This window comes from Bacillus sp. PS95, from assembly GCF_037963565.1.
Taxonomy (GTDB): Bacteria; Bacillota; Bacilli; order Bacillales; family Bacillaceae; genus Bacillus; species Bacillus subtilis.
Map to the genome: position 1 here is coordinate 831,453 of NZ_CP150160.1, position 13,757 is coordinate 845,209.

Annotated in this window: 11 protein-coding genes and 1 pseudogene; 11 read left to right on the forward strand and 1 reads right to left on the reverse strand. The window is 46.1% G+C overall.

Annotation, left to right across the window (positions count from 1 at the left end; genetic code table 11):
* Nucleotides 1-69: 69 nt before the first annotated feature.
* Nucleotides 70-1,029 (reverse strand): magnesium/cobalt transporter CorA, encoded by a 960-nt coding sequence (gene corA / locus NSQ12_RS04300; RefSeq protein WP_339176007.1) that lies wholly within the window; start codon nt 1,027-1,029, stop codon nt 70-72.
* A 117-nt stretch (nt 1,030-1,146) separates the two neighbouring features.
* Here corA and NSQ12_RS04305 point away from each other — a divergent pair, with 117 nt between their 5' ends.
* From NSQ12_RS04305 to acoR, 11 genes and pseudogenes are all read left to right on the forward strand, one after another.
* Nucleotides 1,147-2,010: a DNA-3-methyladenine glycosylase gene (locus tag NSQ12_RS04305; protein WP_339176009.1), complete on the forward strand. Its 864-nt coding sequence runs from the start codon at nt 1,147-1,149 to the stop codon at nt 2,008-2,010.
* 113 nt (nt 2,011-2,123) lie between these two features.
* Nucleotides 2,124-3,524, forward strand: coding sequence for a 23S rRNA (uracil(1939)-C(5))-methyltransferase RlmD (gene rlmD, locus NSQ12_RS04310; protein WP_003233644.1), 1,401 nt, complete (start codon nt 2,124-2,126; stop codon nt 3,522-3,524).
* Between the two features lie 606 nt (nt 3,525-4,130).
* Entirely contained in the window at nt 4,131-4,415 is a 285-nt protein-coding gene (locus tag NSQ12_RS04315) for a YfzA family protein (RefSeq protein WP_088325454.1), read from the forward strand.
* 733 nt (nt 4,416-5,148) lie between these two features.
* Complete coding sequence (locus tag NSQ12_RS04320; protein ID WP_015252549.1) at nt 5,149-6,126, forward strand: tRNA-dihydrouridine synthase; 978 nt, start codon at nt 5,149-5,151, stop codon at nt 6,124-6,126.
* A gap of 176 nt (nt 6,127-6,302) precedes the next feature.
* Nucleotides 6,303-6,755, forward strand: coding sequence for a DUF6884 domain-containing protein (locus NSQ12_RS04325; RefSeq protein WP_088325455.1), 453 nt, complete (start codon nt 6,303-6,305; stop codon nt 6,753-6,755).
* 61 nt (nt 6,756-6,816) lie between these two features.
* Nucleotides 6,817-6,912: pseudogene (locus tag NSQ12_RS04330) on the forward strand (hypothetical protein); the annotation flags it as partial.
* 234 nt (nt 6,913-7,146) lie between these two features.
* Entirely contained in the window at nt 7,147-8,148 is a 1,002-nt protein-coding gene (gene acoA / locus NSQ12_RS04335; RefSeq protein WP_003242898.1) for an acetoin:2,6-dichlorophenolindophenol oxidoreductase subunit alpha, read from the forward strand.
* Nucleotides 8,149-8,151: 3 nt separating this feature from the next.
* Nucleotides 8,152-9,180 carry an acetoin:2,6-dichlorophenolindophenol oxidoreductase subunit beta gene (gene acoB / locus NSQ12_RS04340; protein WP_339176012.1) on the forward strand — a complete coding sequence of 343 codons (1,029 nt, stop codon included), beginning with the start codon at nt 8,152-8,154 and terminating at the stop codon, nt 9,178-9,180.
* Nucleotides 9,181-9,193: 13 nt separating this feature from the next.
* The gene (gene acoC / locus NSQ12_RS04345; RefSeq protein ID WP_015252544.1) at nt 9,194-10,390 is read left to right on the forward strand and encodes an acetoin dehydrogenase complex dihydrolipoyllysine-residue acetyltransferase; all 1,197 of its coding nucleotides are present in this window, start codon (nt 9,194-9,196) and stop codon (nt 10,388-10,390) included.
* A gap of 20 nt (nt 10,391-10,410) precedes the next feature.
* On the forward strand, nt 10,411-11,787 hold the full coding sequence (gene acoL, locus NSQ12_RS04350; RefSeq protein ID WP_339176015.1) for an acetoin dehydrogenase complex dihydrolipoyl dehydrogenase: 1,377 nt from the start codon (nt 10,411-10,413) through the stop codon (nt 11,785-11,787).
* Nucleotides 11,788-11,902: 115 nt separating this feature from the next.
* Complete coding sequence (gene acoR / locus NSQ12_RS04355) at nt 11,903-13,720, forward strand: acetoin dehydrogenase operon transcriptional activator AcoR (RefSeq protein ID WP_339176017.1); 1,818 nt, start codon at nt 11,903-11,905, stop codon at nt 13,718-13,720.
* Nucleotides 13,721-13,757 lie beyond the last annotated feature (37 nt).

Here is a 13,757-nt window from a genome sequence, read left to right on the forward strand (position 1 = left end):
TATAAACAATATGAACAGAATATGCATAGCGATCGGCTTACAACAAAAAAGAACAGCTGCTCGCTGTCCTCATTTAAAAATATTGAACCATCCTTTATGTACAAACCAAATCAGCATTCCAATCACAAGCGCGGCCATCAGGCCAAGTACAGCGAAATATCCGTATTTCCAATGCAGCTCCGGCATAAAGTCGAAGTTCATACCGTATACACCGGCAATAAAGGTGAGCGGGATAAAAATGGTTGATACGATCGTCAGTGTCATCATAATCGCATTCATCCGGTTTGAGTTTAGCGTCACGTAGCTGTCACGCAAGTCAGACGTCATGTCACGGTTGGATTCCACAATTTCAGACAACTTTAACAAATGATCATATATGTCGCTGAAATAGGCTTTCGTTTCCCGCTGCTCTTTCACATGGTCAAGGCTTAAAATCCGGTAGAGCAAATCACGCATCGGGATAATCGTCCGTCTCAAATGCAATAGGTCTGTTCTGAGATCAAACACCTCGTTCATCAGCGTTCCATACGTTTTGTGGGGACGGCTTTCTTCAATTTCATTCAGCCGGTCTTCAATTTTATACACGAGAGGAAAATATTCATCAACAAGCTGATCCATGATCATATAAGAAATATGCCCGGGCCCTTTTTTCAATATGTCCGGTGAAGCATACAAACGCTCCCGGACTTTAGCGATTCCGGGCGTTTCGTGTAAATGAAAGGTGACGACAAATTTTTCGCCTTGAAAGATATCGACTTCCTCCGTCTCAAGTGTTTCCTTATTCAGCGCATGAATCACGTAAAAACGATAGCCGTCATAATGGTCAAGCTTCGGCCGCTGCATGTGCTGGAAGCAATCCTCAATGGCAAGCGGGTGAAAATGAAAAAAATTTCTCAATAACGCCGTTTCCGTATCCTCCGGGCCGTAAAAATCAACCCAGTACCATGCAATATCAGGCTGTTCCACTCGTTCGATCGGTATATTTTTCAGCAGCTGATGCTCTGTTGTGATTGCGGTAATGTTGATCATAAACAACCCTCCACCTGCCATTATATCATGCGGTCTTTATGAGAAAAGTATACGGTACTCTCTGCCTAATTCCAGTGGCATGTTATACTGAACAAAAACGGAAAAAGGGTGGATCTCATGTGGAAGGAAAAAGTATCTGTCACGCCTCCGTATCATTTTGACCGCGTGCTGGACAGGCTGTCTTTAGACCCCCTCAATGCTGTTGATCGAGAGGCGAGGGAAGTCCGTGTGCCAATCAGAAATCAAGCGGGGGACGTATGTATTGTAAAGGTACAGGCGTTAGGACATGCGGGCGAGCCTGAGTTCCTCGTCAGCGGGGAAACGGATCAGGGAGAAATGATGAAGGAAATCAAGCGGATTTTTCAATGGGAAAATCATTTGCAGCACGTTCTGGATCATTTTTCAAAAACGAGCCTGTCCGCCATTTTTGAAGAGCATGCCGGGACGCCGCTTGTTCTGGACTACAGCGTGTACAACTGCATGATGAAATGCATTATCCACCAGCAGCTCAATCTTTCCTTCGCTTACACGCTAACAGAACGGTTTGTTCATGCGTTTGGCGAGCAGAAGGATGGCGTGTGGTGCTATCCAAAGCCGGAAACGATTGCGGAACTCGATTATCAGGATCTGCGTGATCTGCAATTCAGCATGAGAAAAGCGGAATACACCATTGATACATCAAGGATGATCGCAGAAGGCACACTCAGCTTGTCAGAGCTGCCGCATATGGCGGATGAAGACATTATGAAGAAACTGATCAAAATCAGGGGTATCGGCCCGTGGACCGTGCAAAACGTCCTCATGTTCGGACTTGGCCGTCCCAATTTATTCCCGCTTGCCGATATCGGCCTCCAGAATGCCATCAAACGCCACTTTCAGCTGGACGATAAGCCGGCAAAGGATGTCATGCTGGCGATGAGCGAGGAGTGGGAGCCTTATTTAAGCTATGCGTCTTTGTATTTGTGGAGGAGTATAGAATAATTCGTCTGACAATGAAGGAAATCCTGCAAACGTGTTATACTAGAAAGATGTGAAAAAACCATTTCACTTTCTGCCATCCGCAGAAAGCTTCATATAGAAACGGAGAGAACAACGTGAACCAACAAAAGAAACAGGCGCCCGTCGAACTGAAGGTCGGACAAACTTTTCCGCTGACGATTAAGCGTCTCGGCATTAACGGAGAAGGTGTCGGCTATTTTAAGAAAAAAGTCGTCTTCGTGCCCGGCGCGCTTCCTGGCGAAGAAGTTGTTGTGCAGGCCACAAAGGTCCAGCCGAAGTTTTCGGAGGGCCGCATTAAGAAAATCCGCAAGGCATCTGAGCACCGGGTGGCACCGCCTTGCCCTGTTTATGAACAATGCGGCGGCTGTCAGCTTCAGCACCTTGCATACAGCCAGCAGCTTCGGGAAAAACGCGATATCGTCATTCAGTCTCTTGAACGCCATACGAAGTTTAAAGTTGAAAACATGGAAATCAAAGAAACGATCGGCATGGACAACCCGTGGAATTACCGCAATAAAAGCCAATTCCAGATCGGGCGCTCGCAAAGCGGCAGCATCATCGCCGGCTTATACGGCCTTGATTCTCATGACATCGTTCCGATTAAAGACTGTATCGTTCAGCATCCGGCAACGAACAAAACAACAGGCATCGTCCGCCGCATTTTAGAGGACTTCAATGTGTCTGTTTATAATGAAAGAAAACGAAAAGGCGACGTTCGCACGATCGTGACGAGAGTCGGCTTTGAAACAGGCGAAGTGCAGGTCGTGCTTGTAACCGCAAAAGAAACGCTTCCGCACAAGGAAGAAATCGTCAAAGCGATTCAAAAGCGATTGCCAGAGGTCAAATCCATTATTCAGAATGTAAACGGGGCGAAAACTTCAGTGATTTTTGGCGAGAAAACAAAACAGCTCGCCGGAAAAACAGTAATTCAAGAAGTGCTGGGCGACGTATCTTTTGAATTGAGCGCCCGCGCTTTCTTCCAGCTCAATCCGGAACAGACCGTCAAGCTGTATGATGAAGTGAAAAAAGCGGCGCAGCTGACCGGAAAAGAAAAAGTCGTTGATGCGTATTGCGGCGTCGGCACTATCGGCATGTGGGTGGCGGACGGAGCAAAGGAAGTCCGCGGCATGGACGTCATCAAGGAATCAATTGACGATGCTAAGAAAAACGCCAAAAAACACGGCATGGCAAATGCCACATACGTAACAGGAACAGCCGAGCACTGGCTCCCGAAATGGACGAAAGAAGGCTTCCGCCCGGACGTCGTCATTGTAGACCCGCCAAGAACGGGCTGTGACAGCACGTTCTTGGACACGATCAAAAAAGTCAAACCGAAACGCTTTGTCTACGTTTCCTGCAATCCATCCACGCTTGCGAAAGATTTGCAGACGCTTTCGAAGGACTATCGCGTGGACTATATTCAGCCTGTCGATATGTTTCCGCAGACGGCGCATGTTGAAGCAGTGGCGAGGCTTGTATTAAAATCGTCCAACTAAAATAAACAATACCTAATCAGACCTGGATTTCGGTAAAATAAACAATTCCGATTTCCAGGTCTTTTTCATGTGCAGCCCTTGTCCTAACTGTCTTTTCTCAATTTTATCTTCCTTCTCATTCTCGGAGATCTTTATTTTAACTGGCGAAAAGAATTGAAAAAACGTGTTGAAAAGCAGGTGAAAAAAAGCGTTATTTAACCGGAAAAATATCCTCCCAGTATGTTTAAAATACATGAGTAGAATGATGTAAAATCATAGATGTATTTTCATAATTTGTAAAATTATATATTGACTTGCAGTTATTATGTGTGAAATATTGATGATAGGAATATAAGGAAAGTATGGCGTATATCATTTCAAGAGTCATTCGATGTAAAAAGTTGAAACATTGTAATAAATGAAAGAGGTGAAAATGATGGCCAACCCCATTTTAAAATGCATAACGTATGAGCACTACAACAATTAAATAATAGTGCCGAGACGATAACAACTATTACAGTAATACCTACAATGGTTATATCCTTGCGACAATCATGCTTCATAATATAATGATTTTAGATTGACACTTGGCTAAAAAGTATTGCAGAGAAGGAAATGGATAATTAAATGGATAAAGTATATAAAAAACGACCGTTATATAAAAGAAGTTGGTTTCAAACATTTTTGGCATTTTTAGTATCTCAGTTTTATTTTAATTTTGTAGAATTAACGGGATGGGGTCCTAAGTATAGAGAAATGAATGGATTCCCAGCAAACATAGTTGAACTGGATTTCTTTCAAACATATCTTTCATTCTATGATAATCCATGGTTTAATATTATTACTGTTTTCTTGGGAGTTTTCACTATTATACAAATAATTACAGGGGTAACAAAGGATATTCGAAATTAAAGCAATAACTTCTGATGCCTTTTTTAATGATGAAAGAAAATGAACACTTTCTTAATTATCTTATGAGTGAAGACTGCGACACTTAGTCAGCAATCTATTTTATGGTTCTGGATCAGGATTACCGAATTATAACCCTATACAAATATATAGTAGGTTGCCACTTGCTGCGTTGGTTATTTTCTAAATCATGAGCAAATCCCAAATGATTCAGATTGAAGTTCTTGAATTCTTTTAAATAAGGGTTTATTTTCTCTTCTCATCCTCTTTACTCCATGTGATTCACAAGTGGTAGCAGCTTAAGTAGGTTTTTTCATTCTCTTGAGTACTCAGTTATACCACCCCCAACTCAATTTGCTTTATCTCTATTAGTTTTTCCGCAAATATGATATAGAGATACGGATATGGTGTAGTGTTAAATATCTTATCTTCAATAACAGGGCAATTATTTTGCGTTGGTAATATGGAGAACTCATATGATATTCTATTTAGGTTGGAATCCTTTTTATCCAAAAAGTTCAAAAGCAAGGCCACTAAGAAAGACGAAGGTCAGCGCAAGTGTTAACCACAATATAAAAAATAGGGTAGATAATCATCCCACGTGAAATGTTCAAAATTTACTATAGATTGATAAGAAATGCTTTCGCATGCGATAAGTGTAAAAAGAAGCATGGTCAGTTTTTAATTTGGGATAAAGGTTCAGCCGTATCCCATAATGAAAGGATTTGAATGTATTATGACAGATAATTTCTGGCGTGAATTGCCACGGCCATTTTTTGTACTGGCACCAATGGAAGATGTGACAGATGTTGTTTTCCGGCATGTAGTAAGTGAAGCAGGCAGACCGGATGTGTTTTTTACAGAGTTCACAAACTCAGAGAGCTATTGCCACCCGGATGGGAAGGATAGCGTGCGCGGCCGTTTGACTTTTACAGAGGATGAACAGCCAATTGTGGCCCATATATGGGGAGATAAGCCTGAAAACTTCCGTAAAATGAGTATTGGCATGGCAGAGTTAGGATTTAAAGGACTAGATATCAATATGGGCTGCCCTGTGCCTAATGTGGCGGGGAATGGAAAGGGAAGCGGCCTTATTTGCCGTCCTGCAGTTGCGGCAGAATTAATACAAGCTGCAAAAGCAGGGGGATTGCCTGTAAGCGTGAAGACAAGACTTGGATACACGGATGTAGATGAATGGCGCGAGTGGCTGACACACATTTTGAAACAGGATATTGCGAATCTTTCTATTCATCTGCGTACAAGGGCAGAAATGAGCAAAGTAGATGCGCATTGGGAGCTCATCCCAGAGATTAAGAAACTTCGTGACGAGGTGGCACCAGATACATTGCTAACAATAAACGGGGATATTCCTGACCGCCAAACTGGCTTAAAACTTGCTGAACAATACGGTGTTGATGGAATTATGATTGGGCGCGGTATTTTTACAAATCCATTTGCCTTTGAAAAGGAGCCGAAAGAGCATAGCAGCAAGGAATTGCTTGATCTCTTAAGGCTGCATCTGGATCTTCATGATAAATATTCAGCATTAGAAGCCCGTCCGTACAAGCCTCTTCCTCGCTTTTTCAAAATTTATCTCCGCGGGTTCCGAGGGGCAAGTGAATTAAGAAATCAATGCATGAACACAAAGTCAACAGATGAAGTGCGTGCATTGCTCGACGACTTTGAGAGAAAGTATCTTGATGGGATAGAGTAACAGCAGTGCTTGATTCAAAAGAGGCTAATACAATTCTTGACTAAAATAAACCTGGATTTTCGGTAAATCCGGGTCTTTTTTGTACGCAGCTTTTACTCAGCCTGTCTTTTCTCTAATTTATTGTATGTAAATAATGGTATATTTAGTGGAGATATCTTATAAAGGGGGAGAGGAAAATGAAACGACTATGCATCATCCCCTGCGGCAAGAAAAAAATCTGGGACGTCCAGCTTGATGCCGGGCCGGTAAGAGCAGAGGACGCTTATCTCAGCCCGTTTCATCAGGCGTGCGAGCGGTATGCAAAAACATTTTTCGATGAGTGGGTGATTTTGTCTGCGAAGCACGGGTTCCTCCGCCCTGATGATCTCGTTTCGGGAAATTACGATGTCACTTTTGGCACCGGTCATCCGGAAATCATGACAACGGACGAGCTGAGCCGTCAATTTCACGAAAAAGGCTTTTCTGATATCGAAGAGCTAGTCATGCTTGGCGGAAAAAAATATCGAAGCGTTCTAAACGCCGTCATCGGAGAACACCAGCATATCAGCTGGCCGCTATCATCTTACAAAGGCATAGGCTACATGCTCCAAGCGCTGAACCGGGCTGTTGAAGAAAAGCATGAACTGTAGCACGCACATATGTAGAAAAGAGTGTGAACATGTGTGCCAGCGGGTTATTAAAAACAGATGCCGAAAAGATGGCGGTATCGCATATGTCAAATATTCAATTGATTTTCTTTCAAAAGCAGCTATTCAGTCAAACGATGCAGAGGAACTAGGAAGTTAAAAAGATTTCCAAGGAAATAAATACGTCGATCATTGTCAAAGGCCGGGTGATATCCGGTCTTTTTTTTTTTGCAGGCTGTAAAACGAGACAAATGAATCAGTTTGAGACAAAACGAGACACACGTCTCAAACTGTCTCCAAAGTGAAGACGAGAAGATTGATTTTACGGGCTCAAAAGACTGGCACACTTCTTGCATTTATAATGGTGAACCCTAAATAGAAGGAGGCGCACAAAATGAAATTGTTAAAACGAGAAGGCTTGTCATTAACTGAGGAAAAAGCGCTGTGGATGTACCAAAAGATGCTGGAGATCAGGGGCTTTGAAGACAAAGTGCATGAACTGTTCGCCCAGGGAGTGCTTCCCGGATTCGTTCATTTATATGCCGGTGAGGAAGCCGTGGCTGTAGGGGTGTGCGCTCATTTACATGATGGCGACAGCATTACAAGCACCCACAGGGGACATGGACATTGTATCGCCAAAGGCTGTGACCTGGACGGCATGATGGCGGAAATTTTCGGGAAAGCGACCGGATTGTGCAAAGGCAAGGGCGGTTCTATGCACATTGCGGATCTTGATAAAGGCATGTTAGGCGCAAATGGAATCGTCGGGGGCGGCTTTACGCTCGCATGCGGATCAGCGCTCACGGCTAAATATAAACAGACTAAAAATGTAAGCGTTTGCTTTTTCGGGGACGGGGCAAATAACCAAGGCACCTTCCACGAAGGGCTGAATTTAGCGGCTGTATGGAACCTTCCTGTCGTATTTGTCGCCGAAAATAACGGCTATGGCGAAGCCACCCCATTTGAGTACGCATCAGCCTGTGATTCAATCGCCGATCGGGCCGCTGCTTATAACATGCCGGGGGTTACAGTTGACGGCAAAGATATTTTAGCAGTTTACCAGGCAGCCGAGGAAGCGATAGAAAGAGCAAGAAACGGCGGAGGCCCATCTTTGATTGAATGTATGACCTACAGAAACTACGGCCATTTCGAAGGAGATGCCCAAACCTATAAAACGAAGGATGAAAGAGTTGAGCACCTTGAAGAAAAGGATGCCATTCAAGGTTTTAAAAACTACCTTTTAAAAGAAACAGATGCTAATAAGCTGTCAGACATTGAACAGCGTGTCAGCGAATCGATTGAAAAAGCCGTCTCGTTCAGCGAAGACAGCCCATATCCAAAAGATTCGGAGCTGCTGACAGATGTGTACGTGTCATATGAAAAAGGAGGAATGTAAGAGATGGCGAGAGTCATAAGCATGTCAGACGCGATCAATGAAGCAATGAAGCTTGCGATGAGAAGAGACGAAGATGTGCTTTTGATCGGTGAGGATGTCGCCGGGGGAGCGGCGGTCGATCATTTGCAGGATGATGAAGCATGGGGCGGTGTATTAGGGGTCACGAAGGGACTCGTACAGGAATTCGGGCGTACAAGAGTGCTGGACACTCCAATTTCTGAGGCGGGTTATATGGGTGCGGCTATGGCTGCGGCATCAACCGGTTTGAGACCGATTGCCGAGCTGATGTTTAACGATTTTATCGGCACTTGCTTTGATCAGGTGATCAACCAAGGGGCAAAATTCCGTTATATGTTCGGCGGAAAAGCGCAAGTGCCGATTACCGTCCGCACCACATACGGAGCAGGGTTCCGGGCCGCTGCCCAGCATTCACAAGCGCTGTATGGCCTTTTCACGAGCATCCCTGGACTGAAGACGGTTGTTCCATCCAATCCGTATGATGCCAAAGGTCTTCTGCTTGCAGCAATAGAAGATAATGATCCGGTGTTCTTCTTTGAAGACAAAACGTCCTACAACATGAAGGGCGAGGTGCCGGAAGATTATTATACAATTCCCCTCGGAAAAGCGGATATCAAACGCGAGGGCAATGATGTTACGCTCTTTGCAGTCGGCAAGCAGGTCAATACTGCGCTTGAAGCGGCTGCACAGCTTTCAGAGAGGGGCATCGAAGCCGAGGTCCTTGATCCGCGCAGTCTGTCCCCTCTGGATGAGGATGCGATTTTCACATCGTTAGAAAAAACAAATCGTCTGATCATCATTGATGAAGCCAATCCGCGATGCAGCATTGCCACGGATATTGCTGCGCTTGTCGCTGACAAGGGCTTTGATTTGCTTGATGCGCCGATTAAACGGATTACAGCGCCGCATACACCGGTTCCGTTTTCACCAGTGCTTGAAGATCAATATTTGCCGACACCAGATAAAATTGTCAGCGTCACGCTTGAATTGCTTGGCGAGCCGGCAATGAATTAAAGGGGGAACACAAATGGCGGTAAAAGTAGTGATGCCAAAATTGGGAATGGCCATGAAACAAGGGGAAGTATCGATATGGAATAAAAAAGTAGGCGACCCGGTTGAAAAGGGAGAAAGCATTGCCAGCATTCAATCGGAGAAAATTGAAATGGAGATCGAAGCGCCTGAAAAAGGAACGCTGATCGATATCAAAGTGAAAGAGGGAGAAGAGGTTCCGCCCGGCACAGCGATCTGCTATATCGGGGACGCCAATGAGTCGGTGCAGGAAGAGGCGAGCGCGCCTGTTGCTGAAGACAATATGCCGCAAGCCGTTCAGCCCGTCAAACAAGAAAACAAACCCGCAGCCTCCAAAAAAGATCGAATGAAAATATCTCCAGTCGCCAGGAAAATAGCAGAAAAAGCAGGATTAGACCTAAAACAACTGAAAGGAACTGGACCAGGCGGACGAATCGTGAAGGATGACGTAACAAAGGCTCTTGCTGAACAGAAAAAAGATCAGGCAAAGCCTGTGTCGGAGCAGAAAGCGCAGGAAATCCCGGTGACAGGCATGAGAAAGGTCATCGCTACCCGAATGCAGGAAAGCCTGGCAAACAGCGCGCAGCTGACGATCACGATGAAAGCTGATATCACCAAGCTTGCCACTCTTCAAAAACAGCTTTCACCAACTGCGGAAGAGAGATACGGCACAAAACTGACGATCACTCATTTTATCTCAAGAGCCGCCGTTCTCGCTCTGCAAGCTCACCCTGTGCTGAACAGCTTTTATCAAAATGAGCGCATCATCACACATCCCCATGTGCACCTTGGTATGGCTGTAGCCTTGGAAAATGGCTTAGTGGTGCCTGTCATCCGCCATGCTGAAAAGCTATCGCTGATAGAACTGGCTCAATCTATCTCAGAAAATGCCAAAAAAGCACGCGAGGGACGTGCGGGAAGCGAAGAACTGCAAGGATCTACTTTCTCCATTACAAACCTTGGCGCGTTTGGAGTTGAGCATTTCACACCGATACTAAATCCGCCGGAAACAGGCATTCTCGGCATCGGAGCAAGCTATGACACGCCGGTGTATCAAGGGGAGGAGATCGTCAGAAGCACGATCCTGCCACTCAGCCTGACATTTGATCACAGAGCGTGTGACGGCGCCCCTGCCGCTGCATTCCTGAAGGCGATGAAAACATATTTGGAAGAACCCGCAGCATTAATTTTATAGGAAAAGCAGGTGAAAACGACATGACATTAGCCATTATCGGCGGCGGACCTGCAGGCTATGCGGCTGCGGTTTCCGCGGCACAGCAGGGCAGAAACGTGCTGCTTATTGACAAAGGCAAGCTTGGGGGGACCTGCCTGAATGAAGGCTGCATCCCGACAAAGTCTTTGTTAGAAAGCGCAAACGTTCTTGATAAAATCAAGCATGCCGACAGCTTTGGGATCGAACTTCCGGCAGGTGCGATATCAGTCGATTGGAGTAAAATGCAAAGCCGAAAACAACAGGTTGTCAGTCAGCTTGTCCAAGGCGTTCAGTACCTAATGAAGAAAAATCAAATACAGGTTGTAAAGGGAACAGCCTCCTTTCTTTCTGAAAGAAAGCTCTTAATCGAAGGAGAAAAAGGAAAAGAAATCAGAGAGGCGGACCAAGTATTGATTGCCTCCGGATCAGAGCCAATCGAGCTGCCTTTCGCCCCGTTTGACGGCGAATGGATCCTCGACAGCAAAGACGCGCTTTCTCTTTCCGAGATTCCGTCTTCACTAGTCATTGTCGGCGGCGGTGTCATCGGGTGTGAGTATGCAGGGCTGTTCTCCAGATTGGGATCGAAGGTGACCATCATTGAAACAGCGGACCAGCTGATCCAGGCTGAAGACGAAGATATTGCCCGTCTTTTTCAGGAGAAACTTGAGGAAGACGGTGTCGAAGTGCATACCTCATCCAGATTAGAGCGGGTGGATCGGACGGCCAAAACGGCAATATGGAAAAGCGGTCAGCGAGAGTTTAAAACGAAGGCCGATTATGTGCTGGTGGCTATCGGCAGAAAACCCCGTCTTGACGGATTACAGCTTGAACAGGCCGAAGTTGATTTTTCTCCAAAGGGCATTCCGGTGAATGGGCACATGCAAACGAACGTGCCTCATATTTACGCGTGCGGAGATGCTATAGGGGGCATTCAGCTGGCGCATGCCGCTTTTCATGAGGGCATCATCGCTGCTTCTCATGCTTCCGGAAGGGATGTCAAAATCAATGAGAAACATGTGCCGCGCTGCATCTATACGTCCCCGGAAATCGCGTGTATCGGAATGACAGAACGTCAGGCAAGAAGCATATACGGCGATGTGAAAATTGGCGAATTTCCTTTTTCCGCAAACGGCAAGGCACTCATTAAACAGCAAGCGGAAGGAAAGGTCAAGTTCGTGGCTGAACCGGAATTCGGCGAAATCGTAGGTGTCTCGATGATTGGCCCGGACGTAACCGAGCTCATCGGCCAAGCGGCAGCGATCATGAATGGTGAGATGACGGCAGATATGGCGGAGCATTTTATCGCCGCGCATCCGACTTTATCGGAAACATTGCATGAGGCGCTGTTAAGCACGATCGGCCTTGCGGTACATGCATAATAAAGGAAAAAGCAGGCGCATGGATATAAGGCGCCTGCTTTTTTATTGTTGAAAGCGCTTTATTTTTCCCCTACAATAGATGAAAACGGCGTGTAAGGGAGGAGCGATCAAGGAAATGAATTCGGTCCCAAACGATTTGCAAACCTGGAAACGTTTTGTGAAAGACGGTGTGCTTGACGAAGCCCGATTAAGAAAACGGATTGCAGAGTCATGGCATCGCTGCAAAAAAGCTGAGGTCAATCCTTATTTAGAAAAAGGCCCGAAGGTTTTACAGCAAACGGAGCTGGATCAGCAGTCAAAAAAACATTCATTCTTCTTGACGACCGCAAAGCCTTACCTCGAAAAACTGCTGCCTGCCATAAAAGAAATGGAAATGATGGCGCTGCTAATTGATTCAGACGGTGTTGTTCTGGCATTGGACGGCCATCCCCGCGCGCTCTATGAAGCCAAACGCATCAACTTTGTCGAAGGGGCATGCTGGACGGAAACGGCTGTCGGAACAAATGCGATTGGCACGGCGCTCCACATCAGCGAGCCGGTTGCGATACAAGGATCAGAGCATTACTCCATTGCTTCCCATCTTTGGAACTGTTCAGCCGCTCCGATTCACCATGAGGATGGCAGCCTTGCGGGTGTGATTGACATATCGTGTCCGGCGGCAGGCGATCATCCTCATATGCTCGGTATTGCCACTGCGATCGCCTATGCAGCTGAACGGGAACTCGCAGCTAAAAGCCGTGAGAAAGAGCTCGAGCTGATCAGCCGTTTTGGAGAGAGGGCTGCATCCAGTGTGCCGATGGTGCTATGCAATAACAAGCAGCACATCATCAGTGCGAGCACACCGATTCGAACCTCAATGCCTGATTGGCAGGGCCGGCACCTGTATGAGTTGAAGGAACGGGGCTACTCAATCGAAAAAGCTGTCACCATAGGAGATGGCAGCACTTGTTTTTATCTTTCGGAACAAAAGAAAAAGAAGGTGTTCCGATTCAATGGAGTGATCGGGAAAAGCGGCCGATCGCAAGCGATGCTGATGAACCTTGAACGTGCAGCTGCGGCAGATGCAACGGTCTGTTTGTCGGGCGAAACTGGTACGGGAAAGGAAGTCGCGGCTCGCGCGCTTCATGAGAACAGTGAGAGACGGCACGGTCCGTTTGTTGCTGTCAATTGCGGAGCGATTCCGTCTGATTTGATTGAAAGCGAACTGTTCGGCTATGCAGAGGGCGCTTTTACGGGAGCGAAACGAAATGGCTATAAAGGCGCCTTTCAAAAAGCGAATCAAGGCACATTATTTTTAGATGAAATCGGAGAAATTTCCCACTCGATGCAGGTTGCACTTTTACGGGTGCTTCAGGAACGCAAGATAACGCCAATCGGCGGGACGAAAGAAATTCCGGTTGATATCAGAGTTATTGCCGCCACACATTGTGATTTACGCGAGCTTGCCGAAAACGGAAAAATCAGAGAGGACTTGTTTTACCGTCTTCATGTCTATCCAATTGAACTCCCTCCATTACGCGATCGCACCGAGGATATCCCGGATCTCTTTGAGTACTACAAACAGAAGAATCATTGGCCAGGCGAACTTCCTTCTGATTTTTGTAATGTGCTGAAGCAATGGAAGTGGCCGGGGAATATCCGCGAGCTGTTTAATGTGTTTGAACGTCTTTCTATCAGATTTCCGGACGGCCGGCTGAGGGATGAATCGCTTCCCGCTTTACTGGAAGCCGCTGGATTGCCGGCCAGCTCTGCAGAAAAAAAGCCGGCTGCTGCCGGCGTGCTTACTTTTCGTGAGCAAATCCAAAAGGATATGATGATCAAAGCGCTTGAATCTGCAAAAGGAAACGTCTCTCAAGCCGCAAAAATCAGCGGGATCCCCCGAAGCACTTTCTACAAACGCCTGAAAAAATTCAACTTGTCCGCTGAATCATAAAGCATACTTCCTTCAGGAAATGGAAACGTTATGTATT